This window comes from Streptomyces lavendofoliae (assembly GCF_014649735.1).
Classification (GTDB): domain Bacteria; phylum Actinomycetota; class Actinomycetes; order Streptomycetales; family Streptomycetaceae; genus Streptomyces; species Streptomyces lavendofoliae.
Genome location: NZ_BMTP01000001.1, coordinates 291,291 through 311,828, shown reverse-complemented (window position 1 = coordinate 311,828; position 20,538 = coordinate 291,291). Strand labels below are relative to the sequence as shown.

General features: G+C 72.9%; 15 protein-coding genes. 4 read left to right on the top strand and 11 right to left on the bottom strand.

What is annotated here, in order from left to right; genetic code table 11:
• From ftsZ to rsmH, 11 genes are all read right to left on the bottom strand, one after another.
• Nucleotides 1–1,215 carry a cell division protein FtsZ gene (gene ftsZ, locus IE109_RS01440; protein ID WP_189548545.1) on the bottom strand — a complete coding sequence of 405 codons (1,215 nt, stop codon included), beginning with the start codon at nt 1,213–1,215 and terminating at the stop codon, nt 1–3.
• A gap of 278 nt (nt 1,216–1,493) precedes the next feature.
• Complete coding sequence (locus IE109_RS01435; RefSeq protein WP_189548544.1) at nt 1,494–2,366, bottom strand: cell division protein FtsQ/DivIB; 873 nt, start codon at nt 2,364–2,366, stop codon at nt 1,494–1,496.
• A 13-nt stretch (nt 2,367–2,379) separates the two neighbouring features.
• Nucleotides 2,380–3,474: an undecaprenyldiphospho-muramoylpentapeptide beta-N-acetylglucosaminyltransferase gene (gene murG / locus IE109_RS01430; RefSeq protein ID WP_189548543.1), complete on the bottom strand. Its 1,095-nt coding sequence runs from the start codon at nt 3,472–3,474 to the stop codon at nt 2,380–2,382.
• Nucleotides 3,475–3,480: 6 nt separating this feature from the next.
• Entirely contained in the window at nt 3,481–4,914 is a 1,434-nt protein-coding gene (gene ftsW / locus IE109_RS01425; protein ID WP_189548542.1) for a putative lipid II flippase FtsW, read from the bottom strand.
• A 50-nt stretch (nt 4,915–4,964) separates the two neighbouring features.
• Complete coding sequence (murD, locus tag IE109_RS01420) at nt 4,965–6,395, bottom strand: UDP-N-acetylmuramoyl-L-alanine--D-glutamate ligase (RefSeq protein WP_189548541.1); 1,431 nt, start codon at nt 6,393–6,395, stop codon at nt 4,965–4,967.
• Nucleotides 6,377–7,447, bottom strand: a complete 1,071-nt coding sequence (gene mraY / locus IE109_RS01415; protein WP_189548540.1) for a phospho-N-acetylmuramoyl-pentapeptide-transferase — start codon at nt 7,445–7,447, stop codon at nt 6,377–6,379. The genes murD and mraY overlap by 19 nt, the downstream gene beginning before the upstream one ends.
• Nucleotides 7,444–8,874 (bottom strand): UDP-N-acetylmuramoyl-tripeptide--D-alanyl-D-alanine ligase, encoded by a 1,431-nt coding sequence (locus IE109_RS01410; RefSeq protein WP_189548539.1) that lies wholly within the window; start codon nt 8,872–8,874, stop codon nt 7,444–7,446. Before IE109_RS01410 ends, mraY begins: the two co-directional genes overlap by 4 nt.
• Before the next feature lie 4 nt (nt 8,875–8,878).
• Complete coding sequence (locus tag IE109_RS01405; RefSeq protein ID WP_189548538.1) at nt 8,879–10,546, bottom strand: UDP-N-acetylmuramoyl-L-alanyl-D-glutamate--2,6-diaminopimelate ligase; 1,668 nt, start codon at nt 10,544–10,546, stop codon at nt 8,879–8,881.
• 17 nt (nt 10,547–10,563) lie between these two features.
• Complete coding sequence (locus IE109_RS01400) at nt 10,564–12,498, bottom strand: peptidoglycan D,D-transpeptidase FtsI family protein (RefSeq protein ID WP_189548537.1); 1,935 nt, start codon at nt 12,496–12,498, stop codon at nt 10,564–10,566.
• Between the two features lie 4 nt (nt 12,499–12,502).
• The gene (ftsL, locus tag IE109_RS01395; protein WP_189548536.1) at nt 12,503–12,910 is read right to left on the bottom strand and encodes a cell division protein FtsL; all 408 of its coding nucleotides are present in this window, start codon (nt 12,908–12,910) and stop codon (nt 12,503–12,505) included.
• Nucleotides 12,911–12,989: 79 nt separating this feature from the next.
• Nucleotides 12,990–13,946, bottom strand: a complete 957-nt coding sequence (gene rsmH, locus IE109_RS01390; RefSeq protein WP_189548535.1) for a 16S rRNA (cytosine(1402)-N(4))-methyltransferase RsmH — start codon at nt 13,944–13,946, stop codon at nt 12,990–12,992.
• A 361-nt stretch (nt 13,947–14,307) separates the two neighbouring features.
• Here rsmH and IE109_RS01385 point away from each other — a divergent pair, with 361 nt between their 5' ends.
• The 4 genes from IE109_RS01385 to IE109_RS01370 all read left to right on the top strand — a co-directional run bounded on the left by IE109_RS01385 (nt 14,308) and on the right by IE109_RS01370 (nt 20,019).
• Nucleotides 14,308–14,919 carry a beta-class carbonic anhydrase gene (locus IE109_RS01385; RefSeq protein ID WP_308431320.1) on the top strand — a complete coding sequence of 204 codons (612 nt, stop codon included), beginning with the start codon at nt 14,308–14,310 and terminating at the stop codon, nt 14,917–14,919.
• A 209-nt stretch (nt 14,920–15,128) separates the two neighbouring features.
• Nucleotides 15,129–16,232: an AAA family ATPase gene (locus tag IE109_RS01380; RefSeq protein WP_189548533.1), complete on the top strand. Its 1,104-nt coding sequence runs from the start codon at nt 15,129–15,131 to the stop codon at nt 16,230–16,232.
• Complete coding sequence (locus IE109_RS01375; protein WP_189548532.1) at nt 16,232–17,602, top strand: DUF58 domain-containing protein; 1,371 nt, start codon at nt 16,232–16,234, stop codon at nt 17,600–17,602. Before IE109_RS01380 ends, IE109_RS01375 begins: the two co-directional genes overlap by 1 nt.
• Nucleotides 17,599–20,019: a transglutaminase TgpA family protein gene (locus IE109_RS01370; RefSeq protein ID WP_189548531.1), complete on the top strand. Its 2,421-nt coding sequence runs from the start codon at nt 17,599–17,601 to the stop codon at nt 20,017–20,019. The genes IE109_RS01375 and IE109_RS01370 overlap by 4 nt, the downstream gene beginning before the upstream one ends.
• Nucleotides 20,020–20,538 lie beyond the last annotated feature (519 nt).

Sequence of the window (20,538 nt, the reverse complement as noted above, 5' to 3'; positions counted from 1 at the left end):
TCACTTCAGGAAGTCCGGGACGTCCAGCTCCTCGGCCGAGGTGTCCGGGTAGGGGCGGGCCGGCGGGACCGCCGGCGGGGTGACCGACAGGGAGCTGTCGCTCGCCGCCGGGGCGGGCTCGGGCGCCGGGGCCGGCGACTCCTCGCGCACCGGAACGGTGCCGAGGCCGCTCACCGGGCGGGGCGGCTCGGCCGCCCGCACCGGGGGCGCGGGCTCCTCGCGCTTGCTCGACCCGGCGCTCAGGATGTTGTCCCGCCGGGCCGGAGGCTGGCCGCCGTCGAAGCCGGCCGCGATGACGGTGACCCGCACCTCGTCGCCGAGGGCGTCGTCGATCACCGCGCCGAAGATGATGTTCGCCTCCGGGTGGGCCGCCTCGCTGACCAGCTGCGCGGCCTCGTTGATCTCGAACAGGCCGAGGTCCGAGCCACCGGAGATGGAGAGCAGCACCCCGCGGGCGCCGTCGATGGAGGCTTCCAGCAGCGGCGAGGAGATCGCCATTTCGGCGGCCGCCACCGCGCGGTCGTCGCCGCGGGCCGAGCCGATCCCCATGAGGGCCGAGCCCGCCTCGGACATGACCGACTTGACGTCGGCGAAGTCGAGGTTGATGAGACCCGGGGTGGTGATGAGGTCGGTGATGCCCTGGACGCCGGAGAGCAGCACCTGGTCGGCGGACTTGAACGCGTCCAGCACGCTGACCTGGCGGTCCGAGATGGACAGCAGCCGGTCGTTCGGGATGACGATGAGGGTGTCGACCTCTTCGCGGAGCTCGGCGATGCCGTCCTCCGCCTGGTTGGCGCGGCGCCGGCCCTCGAAAGTGAAGGGGCGGGTCACCACACCGATCGTCAGGGCGCCCAGCGATCGGGCGATGTTGGCGACGACGGGCGCGCCGCCGGTGCCGGTGCCGCCGCCTTCGCCTGCGGTGACGAAGACCATGTCGGCCCCCTTGAGGACCTCCTCGATCTCCTCACGGTGGTCCTCTGCCGCCTTGCGACCGACTGCCGGGTTCGCTCCGGCCCCGAGGCCGCGGGTGAGTTCACGGCCGACGTCGAGCTTGACGTCGGCGTCGCTCATCAACAGTGCTTGCGCGTCCGTGTTGATGGCGATGAACTCGACGCCCTTGAGACCGACCTCGATCATTCGGTTGATGGCATTGACACCACCGCCGCCGACACCGATGACCTTGATGACTGCGAGGTAGTTCTGCGGTGCTGCCACGTCGAAGGCCTCTCGCCTCGAGTTACGTGTCGCCACTACGCGGTGGTCTCGCGCCGCGACGACGGATGCCGATGGGACGGTCCGAAACGCCGACCCAAACCCTAACGTTGAAGTTTAGGGTTACCAGTGTCTCTGTTCGCTGGACTCTTCCGAACAGGACACTAAGTCGACAAGTGGCGCACGTTCAACGAACACGCCGAACCTCCCGTTTTTCTTTTCACCCTATGTGATCACCCATAGCGCTGACCAACCAGGGTGCTGGCCAGGGCGTATGTGCGTCAACTCCGCGACGCCGCAGGGGCGGTCGGCGCACTCACGTCGAAGTGCCCCGCTTTGGGCGCCGCCTTCATCAGTGCGCTGAGCGTACGCGCTTTCGCCTCGCCGTCCTCACCATTGCCCCACACCACGGTCCGTCCGCCGGTCATTTCCAGGCTGATGGAGTCGTACGAACGGACGCGCAGCACCTTGGCCTCGGCCGCCACCCGCGCCGGCAGGTCGCCCGCCACCCGGACCGCCTCCGCGGTCAGCCGGGCGGTGCCGAACCGGCGCAGGCTGGGCGACCGGTCCGCCGTCAGCTCCAGCAGGGGTACCCCCTTGGGGGCCCTGGACGCGTCGACCGTGGCGTAGCGCACACCCGTCGCGTCCACCTCGGTGAACTTCCCGCCCTTCTCCACGAGCAGGACCGGCGTGCGCTCGACCACGGTCAGCGAGATCCCGTGCGGCCAGGAGCGGACGACGTCCGCCGACCGCACGCGCGGCAGGGCACGCAGCAGCCGGCCCTCGATCTCGCCGGTGTCGACCGACGCCAGGGGCGCCCCGACCGGCACCGCCGCGGCCGCCTTGACCTGAGCGGACGTCAGGACACGCGTTCCCGAGGCGGTGACCTGTTCGACCCGCAGCCAGGCGGAGCCGTAGAACAGCCACACCCCGCCCGCGAGCAGGAACAGGGCGGTCACGATCAGGAGCACCGCGCGGGGCCCCGGCAGCGCCCGGCGGACGCCACCGGGCCCCGGACGCCACCGGAGCGACGGCCGGGCCGGGGACGGCCGTCCGGGCCTGCCGCCCTTGGGGCGGGCGCCCCTGGACTTCGCCCCCTTGGGCCGTCTCAGGCCCGGCGCGCCGCGCTCGGTGGTCGTCGTCGGCCCGGCCATGCTCCCTGCCTTCTCACGCCCTGTGGCGTGCCGCGATCGCCTCGTAGACCATGCCGACGAGCAGGTCGTCGGCGTCCCGGCGGCCGAACTCGGCGGCGGCGCGGGACATCTCGTACAGCCGGTGGGGGTCGGAGAGCACCGGGAGCACATTGCCCTGGACCCACTCGGGCGTCAGCTCGGCGTCGTCGACCAGCAGGCCGCCGCCCGCCTTGACCACCGGCTGGGCGTTGAGCCGCTGTTCGCCGTTGCCGATCGGCAGCGGTACGTACGCGGCCGGCAGCCCGACGGCGGAGAGTTCGGCGACGGTCATCGCGCCCGCGCGGCACAGCATCATGTCGGCCGCGGCGTACGCGAGGTCCATCCGGTCCACGTACGGTACCGGGATGTAGGGCGGCATACCCGGCATGTTGTCGACGTGCGGCAGTTCGTTCTTCGGGCCGACCGCGTGCAGGATCTGGATGCCGGAGCGCTGGAGGACCGGGGCGACCTGCTGGACCACCTCGTTCAGCCGCCGGGCGCCCTGCGAGCCGCCGGAGACCAGCAGCGTCGGCAGGTTGGGGTCCAGGCCGAACGCGGCGCGCGCCTCGGGGCGGACCCGCGCCCGGTCGAGGGTGGCGATGGTGTACCGCAGCGGGATGCCGATGTAGCGGGCGTTGCGGAGTTTGCTGTCGGGCGTGGCGACGGCGACCCCGGCCGCGTACCGCGAACCGATCTTGTTGGCCAGGCCGGGCCGGGCGTTGGCCTCGTGGACCACGATCGGTACGCCGAGCCGTTTGGCGGCCAGGTAGCCGGGGAGGGCCACGTAACCGCCGAAGCCGACGACGCAGTCGGCCTTCGTGCGCTCGAGGATCTGCTCCGCGGCCTTGATGGTGCCGCGCAGCCGCCCGGGGACGGTGATCAGCTCTGGTGTGGGCTTGCGCGGCAACGGGACGGCGGGGATGAGCGCCAGCTCGTAGCCCCGCTCCGGTACGAGACGGGTCTCCAGCCCCCGCTCCGTGCCGAGGGCCGTGATCCCCACGGTCGGGTCCTGCCTGCGCAGGGCGTCCGCGAGGGCGAGCGCGGGCTCGATGTGGCCGGCGGTCCCCCCACCGGCGAGTACGACATGCACCGAAATTCACCGCTCTCCGGACGGACGCTTCTTGACGCGCCGTCGCATCGACTTCCAACTCACCCCGGCCATTGCGCCGAGACCAGGCTGACGCATGGCCAGGGCCGCCTTCGCCGCGGGCTCCTCTCGCGCGAAGGCGATGAGCAGACCGACGGCGAACATGGTCGGCAGCAGGGCGGACCCTCCGTAGGAGAACAGCGGGAGCGGGACACCGGCGATCGGCAGCAGGCCGAGCACCGCACCGATGTTGACCACGGCCTGCGCCGTGATCCAGGTGGTCACACCTCCCGCGGCATACCTCACGAAGGGGTCCTCCGTGCGTCCGGCCACGCGGATACCCGCATAGCCTAGAGCCGCGAACAGGGCGAGCACCGACAGCGTCCCCGCCAGCCCCAGTTCCTCCCCGGTGATGGCGAAGATGAAGTCGGTGTGCGGTTCGGGGAGTTGGCCCCATTTTTCCACACTCGCCCCCAGCCCCGAACCGAACCAGCCGCCCGACGCCAGAGCATAGATCCCGTGCACGGCCTGCCAGCACGAGTCCCCCGGGCCCGGCTCGGTGGCACCGATGCAGGCGAGCCGGGCCATCCGGTTCTCGCTGGTCCTGATGAGGGTCACGCCGATCGCGGCGGCCACGGACAGCACCCCGACGAACATCCGGGTGGGCGCGCCGGCCAGCCAGAGCAGGCCGAAGAGGATCGCGGTGAGGATGATCGCCGTCCCCATGTCGCCGCCCAGCATGATCAGGCCGAGCAGCATGAACGCGACCGGGACGAGCGGCACCAGCAGGTGCTTCCACTGGGTCAGCAGCCGCTTGTCCTGCTTGCGGGCGAGCAGGTCGGCGCCCCACAGGATCAACGCGAGCTTGCCGAACTCGCTGGGCTGGAGCTGGAAGGGGCCGCCGAGGTAGATCCAGTTCTGGTTGCCGTTGACGGAGTGCCCTATCCCGGGGATCTGGACGAGCACCATCAGGAAGACGGTGCCCACGAGCAGCGGATAGGCGAGCGCCCGGTGCAGCTTGGCCGGCACCCGGGAGGCGAACAGCAGCAGCCCGGTGCCGATGGCGGCGGCCAGGAACTGCTTGCGGAAGAAGTACGTGTCGGACAGCGACAGCTCCAGCGCCTTGATCTGCGAGGCCGAGTAGACCATCACGAGGCCCAGGACGGTGATCAGCAGGCTGGCGCCGAGGATGACGTAGTACGCGGTCAGGGGGCGGTCCCAGGCCCGCCGCGCCCGCTCGTAGAGCCCGCGTGCCCCGCTCCCGCGCGGCGGGCGGGGGCCGGGGACCCCGCGGCCGCGCACGGGCGTCCTGCGGGCGGTGGGGGGCCGCCGCAGCCCGGCGGTCCGGCCGCGCAGGGCCAGACCCGCGAGGAGCCCCGCGGCGATGTCCGCCACGGGGCCCGCGCGGTGCGGTGTGTACGCGGCGGCGTGTTCGGCCGGCATGGTCGCGAGTCCCCTCCAGTCGTGCCCGGCGCGGCCGGACCTGGTGGCTGTCAGGCGCGCTCGGCGGCGAGTGCGCGGACCGCGTCCGCGAACGCCTCGCCCCGCTTGTTGTAGTTGACGAACATGTCCATCGAGGCGCAGGCCGGGGCGAGCAGGACCGTGTCCCCGGGCCGGGCGAGCGCCGCCGCTTCCCCGACCGCCGCCGACATCGCCCCAGTGTCGGTCCGGTCGAGGTCGACGACCGGTACCTCGGGGGCGTGTCGCGCGAGGGCTTCCCTGATCAGGGCGCGGTCGGCGCCCATGAGCACGACGCCGCGCAGCCGCTTGGCCGCCGTGGTGACCAGCTCGTCGAAGGTGGCGCCCTTGGCGAGCCCCCCGGCGATCCAGACGATCGGCTCGTACGCCGCGAGCGACGCCTCCGCGGCGTGCGTGTTGGTGGCCTTGGAGTCGTCGACGTAGCGGACGCCCGCGATCTCCTCGACGAACTCGATGCGGTGCGGGTCGGGCCGGAAGGCCCGAAGACCGTCGCGTACGGCGGTGGCCGGGACGCCGAAGGCGCGGGCCAGGGCCGCCGCGGCGAGCGCGTTGGCGATGTTGTGCGGGGCCGGCGGGTCGATGTCGGAGACCTGGGCGAGCTCCTGGGCCTGCTTCTGCCGGTTCTCGACGAAGGCGCGGTCCACCAGGAGGTCGTCCACGACGCCCACCTGGGAGGGGCCGGGCGTGCCGAGGGTGAAGCCGATGGCGCGGCAGCCCTCCTCCACGTCGGCCTCGCGCACCAGGTCCTCGGTGGCCTTGTCGGCGGCGTTGTAGACGCACGCCACCTGGTTGCCCTCGTAGATGCGGCCCTTGTCGGCGGCGTACGCCTGCATGGAGCCGTGCCAGTCGAGGTGGTCGGGGGCGAGGTTCAGCACGGCGGCGGAGTGGGCGCGCAGGGAGGGCGCCCAGTGCAGCTGGTAGCTGGACAGTTCGACGGCGAGGACGTCGTACTCCTCCTCGCCGAGGACGGCGTCCAGCAGGGAGACGCCGATGTTCCCGACGGCGGCGGTCCTCAGGCCCGCCGCCTCCAGGATGGCGGCCAGCATCCGCACGGTCGTGGTCTTGCCGTTGGTGCCGGTGACCGCGAGCCAGGGCGCCGCGTCCGGGCCGCGCAGGCGCCACGCCAGCTCCACGTCGCCCCAGACCTCGACGCCCGCCTCGGCGGCCGCGGCGAACAGCGGCTTGCCGGGCTGCCAGCCGGGCGTGGTGACGACCAGTTCGGTGCCCTCCGGCAGGGTGTCCCCGTCGCCGAGGCGGACGGTGATGCCCTCCGCCTCCAGCTGCGCGGCCTGCGTACGGGAGCGCTCGTCGTCGCCGTCGTTGACGACCGTGACGCGCGCGCCCAGGCCGGCGAGGACCCGGGCGGCGGGGATGCCGCTCACACCCAGACCGGCGACGGTGACGTTCTTGCCCTGCCAGGAGGTACTCACTTGTCGGCTGCCCATCCCGCGTAGAAGAGGCCGAGTCCCACGATGACGCACATGCCCTGGATGATCCAGAAACGGACCACCACCAGGACCTCGGACCAGCCCTTGAGTTCGAAGTGGTGCTGGAGCGGCGCCATCCGGAAGACCCGCTTGCCGGTCATCTTGAACGAGCCGACCTGGATGACCACGGACATGGTGATCAGGACGAACAGGCCGCCCAGCAGGGCGAGCAGCAGCTCGGTGCGGGAGCAGATGGCCAGGCCCGCGAGCGCGCCGCCGAGGGCGAGCGAGCCGGTGTCACCCATGAAGATCTTGGCGGGCGAGGTGTTCCACCACAGGAAGCCGAAGCAGGCGCCCATCAGCGCGGAGGCGACGACGGCCAGGTCGAGCGGATCCCGCACCTCGAAGCAGGCGTTGGGGTTCGTCAGCGTCTGGGCGTTGGCGCACGACTCCTGGAACTGCCACAGCCCGATGAAGGTGTACGCGCCGAAGACCATCACCGAGGCGCCGGTGGCGAGGCCGTCGAGGCCGTCCGTGAGGTTCACGCCGTTCGACATGGCGAGGATCATGAACAGCGCCCAGACCACGAACAGCACCGGGCCGATGGACCAGCCGAAGTCGGTGATGAAGGAGAGCCGGGTGGAGGCCGGGGTCTGGCCGCGGCTGTCGGCGAACTGCAGCGCCAGCACGGCGAAGGCGATGCCGACGATCAGCTGGCCGGCCATCTTCGCCTTGGCGCGCAGGCCGAGCGACCGCTGCTTGACGATCTTGATGTAGTCGTCGAGGAAGCCGACGAGACCCATGCCCGCCATCAGGAACAGCACCAGGACGCCCGAGTAGGTCGGGTCCTCCCCCGTGATGACCTTGGCGAGCGCGTACGCGATGAGCGTGGCCAGGATGAAGGAGATGCCGCCCATGGTGGGCGTGCCCTTCTTGCTGCCGTGCGTACGCGGGCCGTCGTCCCGGATGAACTGCCCGTATCCCTTGCGGGCCAGAAGCTTGATCAGCAGCGGCGTACCGATCAGGGTGAGGAAGAGCCCGATGGCTCCCGCGAAGAGGATCTGCCTCATCGGCCGGTGACCTCGCCCTCGGTGGTGTTCTCGAGCAGTGCCTGGGCGATCCGCTCGAGCCCGACCGACCTTGATGCCTTCACCAGCACGACGTCTCCCGGGCGCAGCTCACTGCGCAACAGGTCGATCGCCGCCCGCGCGTCGGACACGTGCACCGACTCCTCACCCCACGAACCCTCGTTATATGCGCCCAGTTGCAGCCAGGACGCTTCCCTGCCCCCGACTGCGACGAGCTTGCTGACGTTGAGCCGGACGGCGAGCCGTCCGACCGCGTCGTGCTCGGCGAGCGCCTCGTCCCCCAGCTCGGCCATCTGACCGAGCACCGCCCACGTACGGCCCCCCTTGGCCTGTGCTGCCTTGCCCATGGCCGCGAGCGCGCGCAGGGCGGCTCGCATGGACTCGGGGTTCGCGTTGTAGGCGTCGTTGACGATCGTCACACCGTCCGGACGCTCGGTGACCTCCATGCGCCAGCGGGAGAGGGTGCCCGCCTCGGAGAGCGCGGTGGCGATCTCGTCGACGGACATGCCCAGCTCATGGGCGACGGCGGCCGCGGCGAGCGCGTTCGACACGTGGTGCTCACCGTACAGGCGCAAGGTCACGTCACTGCACCCGGTGGGTGTGTGAAGCCTGAAAGAAGGCTGTCCGGTCCCTGTGAGCCGGACATTCTCGGCACGTACGGCGGCGTCCTCGGCCTCGCCGAAGAACGTCACGCGCGCGTGGGTGCGGGACTCCATGGCCCGTACGAGGGGGTCGTCCGCGTTCAGCACGGCGATCCCGCCCGCCTCGGCGGACGGCAGGGCCTCGACCAGCTCGCCCTTGGCCTGGGCGATCTGCTCCCGGCCGCCGAACTCGCCGATGTGGGCGCTGCCCACGTTCAGGACGAGGCCGATGGAGGGCGGGGTCAGTTCGGTGAGATAGCGGATGTGGCCGATTCCGCGCGCTCCCATCTCCAGGACGAGGTGCTCGGTGTCCTTCTCCGCGCGGAGCGCGGTGAGCGGCAGGCCGATCTCGTTGTTGAGGGAGCCGGGGGTCCACACGGTGGGGCCCTTGCGCTGGAGCACCTGGGCGATCAGGTCCTTGGTGCTGGTCTTGCCGGCCGAGCCGGTCAGCGCCACGACCTTGGTCCCCAGGCGCTCCACGACCACGCGGGCGAGCGCGCCGAGGGCGGTCCGGACGTCGTCCACGACGATGGCGGGCGCCCCGGTCGGGCGGGTGGCCAGCACGGCGACCGCGCCCGCGTCCATGGCGCGCTGCGCGTAGTCGTGGCCGTCGACGTTCTCGCCGGCGAACGCGGCGAAGAGGGAGCCGGGCTCGACCTGGCGGGAGTCGATGACGACGGGGCCGGTGACCCGGGTGGCCGGATCCGGTATGTCGTGCGACTGCCCGCCGACGATTTCGGCGATCTCGGCGAGGGAGAGGGCGATCACTACTTCATCCCTGACTGTTCTGGATTGCTTCGCGAAGGACCTGGCGGTCGTCGAAGGGGCGTACCACTCCCGCGATGTCCTGGCCCTGCTCGTGGCCCTTGCCGGCGACCAGCACGGTGTCACCGGGCCGGGCGCGCGCCACGGCGGCGGCGATGGCGGCGGCCCGGTCCTCGAAGACGGCGACCTCGCCGCGTTCGTGGGAGGGCACCCCGGCGGCGCCGGCGAGCATGGTGGCGAGGATCGCGAGGGGGTCCTCGGAGCGGGGGTTGTCGGAGGTCAGTACGGCGGTGTCGGCGAGGCGTGCTGCGGCGGCGCCCATGGGGCCGCGCTTGGTGACGTCCCGGTCGCCGCCGCAGCCGAGGACGACGTGCAGCCTGCCCTCGGTGACCTTGCGCAGGGCGCGCAGGACCGACTCGACGGCGTCCGTCTTGTGGGCGTAGTCGACGACCGCGAGGTAGGGCTGCCCGGCGTCGACGCGCTCCAGGCGGCCCGGTACGCCGGGGACGGCGGCGACGCCGTCGGCGGCGGTCTGCGGGTCGATCCCGGCGGCGGCCAGGGTGACGACGGCGGCGAGGGCGTTGGCGACGTTGAACGGGCCGGGCAGCGGGGCCTTGGCGCTGACGCGCTCGCCCCGGGGTCCCCGGATCGTGAACGTGCTGCCCAGGGCGCCGATTTCGACGTCCTCGGCGCGCCAGTCGGCGTCGGGGTCGCCCTCGGCGGAGAAGGTGACGACGGGGACGGTCGCCTCCTTGACCAGCCTCCTGCCGTACTCGTCGTCGTGGTTGACCACTCCGAGCCGGCTGCGGCGCGGGGTGAACAGCTGCGCCTTGGCCTGGAAGTAGTCCTCCATGCCGGAGTGGAACTCCATGTGCTCCGGGCTGAGGTTGTTGAAGACGGCGACGTCGAAGACGCAGCCGTCCACCCGGCCGAGCACGAGGGCGTGGCTGGACACCTCCATGGCGACCGCCTCGACGCCGCGTTCACGCATCACCGCGAACAGGGCCTGGAGGTCGGTGGCTTCCGGCGTGGTCCGCTCGGACTTGATGCGCTCGTCCCCGATGCGCATCTCGACGGTGCCGATGAGCCCGGTCGGGCGGCCGGCGGCCCGGAGGCCGCCTTCGACGAGGTAGGCGGTGGTCGTCTTGCCGGAGGTGCCGGTGATGCCGATCTGGAGCAGGTCGTCGCCCGGCCGGCCGTAGATGTCGGCGGCGAGTTCGCCCATCGCTCCGCGCGGGTCCTCGGTGACCAGGACCGGCAGGCCGGTCGCGGCGGCGCGGTCGGCGCCGGAGGGGTCGGTGAGGACCGCGACGGCCCCGAGGTCGGCGGCCTGGCCGGCGAAGTCCGCGCCGTGCAGGCGGGAGCCGGGGAGAGCCGCGTAGACATCACCGTGGCGCACGGCCCGGGAGTCGTGGGTGATTCCGGTCACCTCAGCGCCGGCCGGCTCGGGGGTGCCCAGCCGGGCCGCCAGCTCGCCCAGGGGTGTGGGGCGGACCTGGGCCGGCCGGGGCGCCCCGGGGCGCTTCGCGGGGGTGTCCGTCGGGGTGGTTCGGGACTGATCAGCGTGTGGCACGGCGGTGAGCGTACCGGGCGCACCCGTGATCGGGCTAAATGAGGGCGCCTGGGCAGCGTGGCCGCCGGATCGTTTCCCGGGGTCGGGCGTGGTGGTTGTCACTGGTTGCTCCCGCCGGCTCACTCGCCGGGTTTGAACGAGACCGGCATCCGGGGTGCTGGCTTGCCGGTGGGTGCGACTTGCAGGGTCTTGAGGGCGAACTCCATGACCTTCTTGTAGATGGGACCGCAGATCTGGCCGCCGAAGTAGCTGCCCCGGGTGGGGTTCTGGATGGCGCAGTAGACCGTGATCCGCGGGTCGTCGGCGGGGGCGAAGCCCGCGAACGAGGCGGTGTAGCCCTTGTAGCGGCCGAGTTGGGGGTCGACGCGGTTGGCGGTTCCGGTCTTACCGGCGACGCGGTAGCCGGGGATGGCGGCCTTGGTCCCGGTGCCCTCCTCGTCGTCGACGACCGATTCGAGCATGGCGGCGAGGGTCCTGGCCGTCTTCTCGCTGACGACCCTGGTCCGCTCGGGGGCGGGCGCCGGGGTGAAGCGGCCGTCGGGTCCCTTGGTGCCGCGCACGAGGGTGGGCTCGATGCGTACGCCGCCGTTGGCGATCGTCGAGTAGACGGACGCCGCCTGCATGGCGTTGAGGGACAGGCCCTGGCCGAAGGGGATCGTGTACTGCTGCGAGGTGGACCAGTTCTGCGGCTTGGCCAGGATGCCGGAGGTCTCGCCGGGGTAGCCGAGGCCGGAGGGGCTGCCGAGGCCGAACTTGCGCAGGTAGGAGTGCAGGACCCGGTTGGCCTGGGCCTGGGTGGGGCCGAGCTGGCCGGTGGCCAGGATGGTGCCGATGTTGCTGGACTTGGCCAGGACGCCGTTGAGCGTCAGGTACCAGGTGGGGTGGTCGATGTCGTCCTTGAAGAGCCGGTCGCCCCGGTGGAGCCGGTTGGGCACGACGACGTGGGTGGACGGCGTGGCGACGCCCTCCTCCAGGACGGCGGCCATGGAGATGACCTTGGCGGTGGAGCCGGGTTCGTAGGCGTCCTGGAGGGCGGCGTTGCCCATGGCCGCGGAGTTGGCCTGGGAGAGGTCGTTGGGGTCGAAGCCGGGCGCGTTGGCCATGGCCAGGACCTCTCCGGTCCGGGAGTTCTGCACTATGACGTAGCCGCGGTCCGCCCCGGACTCCTCCACCTGTTGGGTGATGGCCTGCTGGGCGGCCCACTGGATGTCGCGGTCGATGGTCAGCTCGATGTCGGAGCCGGGGACGGCGGGGGTCTCGCGGGCACCGGCGGTGGGCACCCGGCGGCCACCCGACTGGGCGTACTTGATCTTGCCGTCCTTGCCGGCCAGCTCCTTGTCGAGCATGGACTCCAGACCGCCTCCGCCACGGCCGTCGGCGTTGACGTAACCCAGTATCCCGGCGGCGAGGGTGCCGTTGGGGTACACGCGCTTGCTGCTGGGCTCGGTGAAGATGCCGGCCAGGACGCTGACGCCGGTGCCGCCGCGGGCCTTCTCGGCGCGCGCCTTCTCGGCGAAGACGTTCTTGAGGTCCTTGATCTGGTTCCACACCTGCGGGGTCTGCCGGCGGGCCAGCAGCGCGTAGCGGGACTTGGGCGCCTTCAGCTTGGCGACCAGTCCGGCCTGGTCCTTGCCGAGGATCGGCGCGAGGAGGGCGGCGGCCTGCTCCGGGGCGTCGGGGGCCTTGCTCTCGGCGGGCGTGAACATTTTCGGGTCGGCGGTGATGTCGTACGCGTCGACGCTGGTGGCCAGCGCGATGCCGGCGCGGTCGGTGATCTCCCCCCGCTCGGCGGACAGCGTGTACTCCTGGTACCGGTTCTTCTCGGCCTTGGCGGCGTACGCGTCCGCGTCGACCGCCTGGACCTGAAGGAGTCGCACGACGAAGGCCAGCATGACGAGCGTCAGGCCGAGGCTGACCAGCCGCAGCCGGGGCCTGGGGCTGCCCAGCCGGATGGTGCCCGCCCTGGCGGGCGGCCGGGGGGACTGGCGCGGGCGCCGGGGGGACGGGCGTGCGGGGGCCGGAACGCGGCGGCGTGGGGGCTGGGCGGGGGGCACTGCGTCACCTGCCGGGCGTCGTCGGGGCGGTGGGCGGGGCGGGTTCGGCCGTCGCCTTGCCCGGCACGCCCCGGACCGTGCCGTCGGGGCCCAGGAACGCGGGGCTGCCGCCGGGCACCATGCCGAGCTCGCGGGCCCGGCGCTCCAGCGCGTCGGGGGCGGAGCGGTCGTCCACGTCCCGCTGGAGCTCCTGCTCCTCGTCGGTCAGCTCGGTGGTCCGCTTCTTGAGCTCGCTGAGCCGGAAGGAGCCTTCGTTGAGGGAGGAGTTGAGCAGCAGAAGGGTGATCAGCCCGCCGCCCAGCAGCAGGACGACCAGCAGGACGAAGGGGGTGCGGGCCGCGGTGCTCGGCCCGGAGGGCATGAGCCGCGCGAGCCGCGCCGCCCGCCCCTTCAGCGGTCCCGCCTTCGTCACCTGTCCTCCCGGTTCGCCCCGCCGTCGTCCTCGTCGTCCGTGTCGCCGCCCTACCCGCGCGCGCTGTCGGGCCCGCGGCTCACAGGTCGTCCTCCCGGATCCGCTCGGCGCCCCGGAGCCTGGCGGGGGCGGCACGGCGGTTCTGGGCGACCTCCTCCTCCGTGGGAAGTTCGGCACCTCGGGTCAGGAGCTTGAGCTTCGGCTGGTAGCGCTCGGGCACCACGGGCAGTCCGGGCGGCGCCGTGCTGGTGGCGCCGGCCGCGAAGACCTGCTTGACCAGCCGGTCCTCCAGCGAGTGGTAGGACAGCACCGCGATCCGGCCGCCGACGGCGAGGGCCTCGACCGCCGCGGGGATCGCCCGCTCGAGGACGGTCAGCTCGCCGTTGACCTCGATGCGCAGGGCCTGGAAGGTCCGCTTGGCGGGGTTGCCGCCGGTCCGCTTCGCGGCCTGCGGGAGGGCGTCGCGGATCAGCTCCACCAGGCGCGCGCTGTTGGTGAACGGTTCCTTCTCCCGTTCCCGTACGACCGCCGCCACGATCCGCTTGGCCTGCTTCTCCTCGCCGTACTGGCGCAGGATGCGGACCAGCTCGCCGGGCGGGTAGGTGTTGAGGACCTCGGCCGCGCTGATGCCGGTGGTCTGGTCCATCCGCATGTCGAGCGGGGCGTCCTGGGCGTAGGCGAAGCCGCGGTCGGCCTCGTCGAGCTGCATGGAGGAGACCCCGAGGTCGAACAGGACCCCTTGGACGCGCCGGACGCCGAGCCGGTCCAGGACGCCGGGCAGCTCGTCGTACACGGCGTGGACGAGGGTCGCGCGGTCGCCGAACCCCGCGAGCCGTTCGCCGGAGAGCCTGAGCGCCTCCTTGTCCCGGTCGAGCGCGATCAGCCGGGCCTCGGGGAACCGGGTCAGCAGCGCCTCGCTGTGGCCGCCGAGGCCCAGGGTGCAGTCCACGACCACCGCACCCGGCCGCTCCAGCGCCGGTGCCAGCATGTCCAGGCACCGCTGGAGCATCACCGGGACATGTCGGGTCTCGCTCATGCGCGACCCTCGCTGCGCTCGCTCATGCGCCCTCTCAGATTCGGCGCGGCGTACGTACTGCCGGGTCCCCGCCCGCTCAGGAAGGGGAGGTCCGCCGGCGCCGGAGAGGCGTCGGCCGACCGGCGAGCGGGAGGAGGCCGAGCCGTACGTACCGCCGCACACGCGGGGGAGAAACTGCGGATTCGCTGGGATTCGCTCGATGTCTCCGTGAACTTCGCGTCACTTTAGTGCACTCCCCCGCCCGGTCAATCAACCGGGCAGCGCGTCGCGCGGGGCGGCCGCCGAAGGGGACGATCGGGGACGACTCACCTGATCCGCGCCAGGATGCTCACCCTTGTGGGTTAGCTCACACCATGGCACGTTGATGTTCTTTGTCCGCTCTCACAGCGCGCCGGGACGGTCCGTGACCATTAACGTCTTAGGCATGTCGACTTCCGCATCCGCGCACCCCTCGCCTGCTCCGACAGCCGACGGCGGCACGGTCACGGACCGTCTGGTCGAGTCCAACCGGAGTTACGCCGCCGACTTCGCGGACCCGGGAATGGACGCCCGCCCCGTGCTGCGGGTCGCCGTCGTCGCCTGTATGGACGCCCGGCTCGACCTGCACGCGGCGCTCGGCCTGCAGCTGGGTGACTGCCACACCATCCGCAACGCGGGCGGTGTCGTCACCGACGACGTGATCCGCTCGCTGACGATCAGCCAGCGCGCCCTCGGCACGCGCAGCGTGGTGCTCGTGCACCACACGGGCTGCGGTCTGGAGTCCCTCACCGAGGACTTCCGCCACGAGCTGGAGCAGGAGGTCGGACAGCGGCCCGCGTGGGCGGTGGAGTCCTTCCGCGATGTCGAGCAGGACGTCCGGCAGTCCATGCAGCGGGTGCGCACCTCACCGTTCCTGCCGCACACCGACGACGTCCGGGGCTTCGTGTTCGATGTGAAGACGGGCCTCCTGCGCGAGATCCACCCGGCTTCCTGAGGTTTCCCGGCGCCGGACACCCGCCCGGACCGTGCCATCCGCGACAAATCGCATGCGGTTATCCACAGCCGAGTGACACGTACGGGTAACGGCAACAAGAATGCGGGGGTGGCACCGCTCGTGAATGGTTCGGAGACGGTGTCCGTGTTTCAAGGGTGGACCGTGCCGGGAGTCGCGCACGGCCCATGGAACGGGCCGAGGAGGGCCGTGTGACGACCTATGACGATCGAGCGAGCCTCACAGATCTGACCACCACCGCGGAACGGGTCCGCAGGTCGGTGGAGGGTGTGATCGAGGGCAAGCCTGAGGTCGTACGGCTTTCGCTGACCGTGCTGCTCGCCGAGGGACACCTTCTGATCGAGGATGTTCCCGGCGTCGGCAAGACCATGCTGGCCAAGGCGCTGGCACGGTCGATCGACTGCTCCGTGCGGCGTATCCAGTTCACGCCCGACCTGCTGCCCTCGGACATCACCGGTGTCTCGATATACGACCAGCAGCGGCGCGAGTTCGAGTTCAAGCCCGGCGCGATCTTCGCGCAGATCGTGATCGGCGACGAGATCAACCGCGCCTCGCCCAAGACCCAGTCGGCTCTGCTGGAGTCGATGGAGGAGCGGCAGGTCACCATGGACGGGCAGACCTACGAACTGCCCAGCCCCTTCATGGTGGTGGCCACGCAGAACCCGGTCGAGATGGAGGGCACCTACCCGCTGCCCGAGGCCCAGCGCGACCGGTTCATGGCCCGGGTCTCGATCGGCTACCCGAGCGCCGAGGCCGAGCTGCGGATGCTCGACGTCCACGGCGGGGTGTCGCCGCTGGACGACCTCCAGCCGGTGGCGCACGCGCACGACATCGTGAAGCTGGTCGACGCCGTGCGCGCGGTCCACGTCTCCGAGGCGGTCCGGCGGTACGCCGTGGAGCTCGTCGCCGCCACCCGTACGCACCCTGACCTCAGGCTGGGCGCCTCACCGCGCGCCACCCTGCACCTGCTGCGCGCCGCGAAGGCGTCCGCCGCGCTGAGCGGCCGCGACTACGCGCTGCCCGACGACGTCCAGGCGCTGGCCGTCGCCGTTCTGGCCCACCGGCTGCTGCCGACGGCCCAGGCCCAGATGAACCGCCGCACCTCGGAGCAGGTCGTGCGGGACATCCTCCAGCGCACCCCGGTGCCGACGGCGGCGCCGCCCGCCGCGCCCGGGGGCCAGGTGCCCGGCTCGCCGCTCTCGGGCGGCCGGATGCCCGGCGGGCAGGTCCACGGCGGTCCGGGGTCCGGTGCCCCGCTGTACGGCCAGCAGCAGCCCGGCGTACGGCGGCTGTGATGACGGCCGGGGGGCCCGCCGCCCAGGACGGCGAGAACACGGGCGGGGTGCGGGCCGCCCTCGGTGGGCTGACCACGCGCGGCCGGTCCTTCCTGGCGGCCGGTGTCGCCGCGGCGGTCTGCGCGTACGTCCTGGGCCAGGGGGACCTGCTGCGCGTCGGGCTGCTGCTGGCCGTGCTGCCGCTGGTGTGCGTGCTCGTGCTGTACCGCACCCGCTACCAGGTGGCCGGCAGCCGGCGGCTGTCGCCGCGGCGGGTGCCGGCCGGTGCCGAGTCGCGGGTGCACCTGCGCATGGAGAACGTGTCGCGGCTGCCCACCGGGCTGCTGATGCTCCAGGACCACGTGCCGTACGTGCTGGGGCCGCGGCCCCGGTTCGTGCTGGACCGGGTCGAGGCCGGCGGGCGCCGTGAGGTGTCCTACCGGGTGCGGTCGGACCTGCGCGGGCGCTACCCGCTCGGTCCGCTCCAGCTGCGGCTGAGCGACCCGTTCGGGATGTGCGAGCTGACCCGTTCGTTCAGCGCGTACGACACGCTCACCGTCCTCCCGCGCACCGAGCCGCTGCCGCCCGGCCGGGTGCCGGGCGAGGCCTCGGGGTACGGCGAGGGCCGGCAGCGTTCGCTGGCCCTGGCCGGCGAGGACGACGTCATCCCCCGCGAGTACCGCTACGGCGACGACCTGCGCCGCGTGCACTGGCGGTCCACCGCGCGGTACGGCGAGCTGATGGTCCGCCGCGAGGAGCAGCCGCAGCGCGCCAAGTGCACGGTGCTGTTGGACACCCGGGAGGCGGGCTACCAGGGCTCGGGGCCGGACTCCGCCTTCGAGTGGGCGGTGTCCGGGGCGGCCTCGGTGGTGGTGCACATGCTCGAACAGGGCTTCACCGTGCGGCTGCTGACCGACGAGGGCAGCCCGCTGCCCGGGGACGGCCCCGACGGGATCACCGGCTCCGCGCAGGACTCCGCCGAGGCGGCCGGTCTGATGCTGGACGCGCTCGCGGTGGTCGACCACTCCGACGGGGCCGGCTTCTCGCGCGCGTACGACCTGCTGCGCGGCGGGAACGAGGGACTGCTGGTCGCCTTCATCGGCGACCTGGACGAGGAGCAGACGGCGATGGCCGCCCGGATGCGGCAGCGCAGCGGCGCCGCCGTCGCCTTCGTCCTCGACAGCGGCACCTGGCTGACCGGCGGTGCGGTGGCCGGAGCGGTGGAGGACCGGCTGCGGCGGTTGCGCGACGCGGGATGGACCGCGGTGGCCGTGCCACCCGGCGCGTCGCTCGCCGAGCTGTGGCGGCACGCGGACGGGACCCGCGTCGCGTCGGGTGCGACAGGTGACGGGACGAGCGGGATGACCGGGGTATCGGGGGGTTGGTCATGAGCGGTCGCGGGAGGCTGGCGCTGTGCGCCTTCGCCGCCACGCTGATGGCGGCGGGCGCGTTGCTGCCGCTGGTCGATCCGGCCACCTGGATCGTCCAGGCCGCGCTGCTGCTCGCGGTGCAGAGCGGGGCGGGCGCGCTGGTGCGGCGGTGGTCGTCGGCGCGGGCGCTGACGGTGTCCGTCCAGATCCTGGTGGCGCTGACGGCGCTGACGGTCGTCTTCGCGCGGGACCACGCGGTGGCGGGCTTCCTGCCCGGCCCGTCCGCCGTCCAGCGGTTCGGTCTGCTGCTGACCGCGGGCGCGGACGACGTGGGGCAGTACGCGATCCCGGCGCCCGCGACGGACGGCATCCGGCTGATGCTGGTCGGCGGTGTGCTGGTGATCGGGCTGCTGGTGGACGTCCTCGCGGTGACGTTCCGCAGCGCCGCTCCGGCGGGGCTTCCGCTGCTGGCGCTGTACTCGGTCGCCGCCGGGCTGTCGGGCGGCGGGGCGAGCTGGCTGTGGTTCCTGCTGGCCGCCTCCGGCTACCTGGTGCTCCTGCTCGCGGAGGGCCGCGACCGGCTGTCCCAGTGGGGGCGCGTCTTCGGCGGCGCGGCCCCGTCCCGGGCGAGCCGGGGCCCGGCACGTCCCGCGGCGGCCGGCGGGCCGCTGGCCCCGGTGCGGACCGGGCGGCGGATCGGTGTGGTGGCCCTGGGCATCGCGCTGGCGGTGCCGGCGGTGCTGCCGTCGCTCGGCGGCGGGCTGCTGAACGGCACCGGCCCTTCGGGCGGAGCGGGCGGCGGCATGATCAACGCGGTCAACCCGCTGGTGTCCCTCCAGGACAACCTGACCCAGCCCGAGGACCGCGAGGTGCTGCGCTACCGCACCAACGCGAAGGAGACGTCGGAGCTCTACCTGCGCCTGACGTCCCTCGACGACTTCGACGGCCAGTCCTGGAGGCTCACCGAGCGCCCGATCGGCGACGTGCCGGAACAGCTCCCGCAGCCCACCGGGCTGAGCGGGGACGTCAGCACCTCGGAGATCACCACCACCATCTCGGCGTCCGACGCCTACGAGCAGGTGTGGCTCCCGATGCCCTACCCGGCGACCTCCGTCGAGACCAAGGGACGCTGGCGCTACGAGTCGGTCGGGCGCACGCTCGTCGGCGACAAGGGCCAGACCACCAAGGGCGTCCAGTACAGCGTGAGCAGTCTCGTCGTGAACCCGACCCGGCAGCAGCTCGCCGACGCCCCGGACGCCCCGGACGCCTTGACCCGGGAGTACACCCGGCTGCCCGCCAACCTGCCGGCGGACGTGAGGTCGACCGCGGCGCGGGTCACCGAGGGCGCGGCCAATGACTACGAGCGGGCCGTCAGGCTCCAGGACTGGTTCGCGGTGGAGGGAGGCTTCCGCTACGACACCGAGGTGTCGTCGGGAACGGGCGCCGCGGCGATCTCGCAGTTCCTGAAGAACAAGGAAGGGTTCTGCGTCCACTTCTCCTTCTCCATGGCGGCGATGGCCCGCACGCTGGGCATTCCGGCGCGGGTCGCGGTCGGTTTCACCCCGGGCGCGCCGCAGTCGGGCGGCGACATGTCGGTCGGCATCCGCGACGCCCACGCCTGGCCCGAGCTGTACTTCGAGGGCGTGGGGTGGACGCGTTTCGAGCCCACCCCGACGCGCGGCTCGGTGCCCGAGTACACCCGGCCGGAGTCCCCGGCCGGCCGGCCCAGCACCGCGCCGCTGCCGGAGGAGAGCGCAGCCGTGGTGCCGTCCGCGCAGCCCTCCGCCCAGGACAGCTGCCCGCCGCAGGCGCGGCGGCTGGGCGAGTGCGGTGACACCGAGCAGCAGGGCGTCGCCGCGCCCACCGACTCGGGACCGCCGTTCGGCACGATCCTGCCGGCCGCGGCGGGGGTGTTGGCGGTGGTGCTGATACCGCTCCTGCCGCTGCTGTGGCGCCTGCGGGTACGGGCCCGGCGCCTCGGCGCGCCGGGGCGGACCCCTCAGGAGGTGACCGCCCGGACGCTGGCGGCCTGGGCGGAGGTCAACGACACCGCCTGGGACCACGGCATCGTGCCGGACGAGTCGCGGACGCCGCGCGGGACGGCCGAGCGGATCGTCCGGCTGGGCAAGCTGGACGGCGAACCGGCCGAGGCCGTGCACCGGGTGGCCGGTGCGGTGGAGCAGGTCCTCTACGCCGCGCGACCCGGCCCCGCGGCCGGACTGGCCGAGGACGCCGCCCGTATCCGCGCAGGTCTGGCCGCCCGTGCGGGCCGGGCGGGCCGGCTGCGGGCACTGCTGGCCCCGCGCTCGGCCGTCCGGGTGGTATGGGCGGTCTCGGACGCCCGGGCGGCGGTCACGACCCGCTGGGCGGACCGGCGCCGCCGTCTGGTGGCCCAGTGGTCCTCCGCCCTGCGCCGCCCCTCCCGCCAGCGCGGCTGAACACCCCAGTGCCCGCGGGCGCGCCTTCCGCGCAGGGCCCCGACCCGAGAGGTCGGGGCCCTGCGCGTTCGGGCCCGGCCGGACGCATCTGGCGGGCATCTCGTCCGGGCGGAGGCAGGGGTGTGTGGTCGGGCGAGTGGGTGGGCATCCAGGGCAGCCGGGGCAGCCACAGTGAGGAGCCGGACAAGACCGTCGGCAGAGGTGGGGGACGACGCCGCCCGGGCGGGGCGCCCCGGGCGCGGGCGGTCACGCGGGAGCGGGTCCGGCAGGCGTGGGCCGAGGGCGGGCGGCCGGCGCGGGAGCGGCGCGCCCGGGGACGGCGGGCCGGCCGGGGGCCGGAGCGCGGGCGGTCACGCGGGAGCGCCACGGCGGGCCCGGGCCGAGCGGCTGCTCGGAGATTCGTGGACAGCAGGCCCGCACCGGGCCCGGTGCCGAGCTGGTGGGCGGCGGCTCGCCCGGGGACGGGCGGGGACGCGGGTGAGGGGCGCCGCCCGAAGCGGTCGCCCCTCACCCGTGTCC

Bases quoted from the DNA above. Each gene is read 5' to 3' on its own strand.
- IE109_RS01435 (WP_189548544.1), bottom strand. From the start codon at position 2,366: ATGGCCGGGCCGACGACGACCACCGAGCGCGGCGCGCCGGGCCTGAGA.
- IE109_RS01370 (WP_189548531.1), top strand. From the start codon at position 17,599: ATGAGCGGTCGCGGGAGGCTGGCGCTGTGCGCCTTCGCCGCCACGCTG.
- IE109_RS01375 (WP_189548532.1), top strand. From the start codon at position 16,232: ATGACGGCCGGGGGGCCCGCCGCCCAGGACGGCGAGAACACGGGCGGG.
- murD (WP_189548541.1), bottom strand. From the start codon at position 6,395: ATGGGCAGCCGACAAGTGAGTACCTCCTGGCAGGGCAAGAACGTCACC.
- rsmH (WP_189548535.1), bottom strand. From the start codon at position 13,946: ATGAGCGAGACCCGACATGTCCCGGTGATGCTCCAGCGGTGCCTGGAC.
- mraY (WP_189548540.1), bottom strand. From the start codon at position 7,447: ATGAGGCAGATCCTCTTCGCGGGAGCCATCGGGCTCTTCCTCACCCTG.
- ftsW (WP_189548542.1), bottom strand. From the start codon at position 4,914: ATGCCGGCCGAACACGCCGCCGCGTACACACCGCACCGCGCGGGCCCC.